This is a genomic window from Vibrio sp. OPT46, assembly GCF_015163535.1.
In the GTDB taxonomy this organism is placed as follows: Bacteria; Pseudomonadota; Gammaproteobacteria; order Enterobacterales; family Vibrionaceae; genus Vibrio; species Vibrio alginolyticus.
Genome location: NZ_JADDYG010000589.1, coordinates 31,802 through 32,657, shown reverse-complemented (window position 1 = coordinate 32,657; position 856 = coordinate 31,802). Strand labels below are relative to the sequence as shown.

Sequence of the window (856 nt, the reverse complement as noted above, 5' to 3'; positions counted from 1 at the left end):
TGTAGAATGAGCGGTTACCCAATTTAGATATAGGATCGAGGTAAGCTTGAGCACGCAGACGTTGAGCCTCTTTGGCTTGCTCTTTGAATGATAGCTCGATTTGAGCAGACATCATGTTAATGCCATCTACCACCGCGATAAGATCTTTGGTTCTTGGACGAGCAAGCGGTTCACCAAATTGGTTATTCGCGATTTCATGCATTTTATTTACGATGGCCGTTAATGGTTTTAGCGAGCGACGTAGGATGTATGAAATTGCCACTAAACCAGCTAGAAAAATAACACTGAATACAGACAGCAAGCCAATAAAACCTTGCCAGAGCTGCTCGTAAGCTGCGCCTGGGTGGCTAATGATTTCTACTTCGGCGAGCTGCATCCAACCACTGGTCACAACACGCTTATCGTGAATCGCTTTAAATAGATTCATGTCGATAAACCATTGTGGCACCGTACTTGGTTTAACTGGGTAAGTACGCACGATCTGGTAGTCAGAATCTAATGCTGTAAGACGAACAACGGAGTAGGTGCTGCCGTCAAATAGAGCATTAATCACGGACTCAACCGCGACTTTATCTTTGTCCTTTAGGTAAGGAGCCAGTGCCAAACCTACGGTGTTAATAGTGTTGTTGACCTCTGAACGTTGCTGTTGCTCCAAGCTGTCTCGAGTCGTGTTGAATTGGATTACGAATACTGATGCCAACAAGAGTATAAAGACCGTAACCATCCCCACCACAAGCTTCTTATATAGGGTCATGTTTCTCACTCGTCATAGTTAATTTTAGGTTTATTTAACTGCAACTTACGTTCGCGCGAGCGTAAGTCATTCCAAAGGCTCAACCGTGATGCTTTCCCTGCC

1 protein-coding gene is annotated in these 856 nt (G+C 44.6%); it reads right to left on the bottom strand.

Annotated elements, in window-relative coordinates; genetic code table 11:
* Positions 1-754, bottom strand: a 754-nt coding sequence (locus tag IQR33_RS34095) for a LapD/MoxY N-terminal periplasmic domain-containing protein (RefSeq protein WP_322631801.1), incomplete at its 3' end; no start/stop codon positions are given.
* Between the last annotated feature and the right edge of the window lie 102 nt (positions 755-856).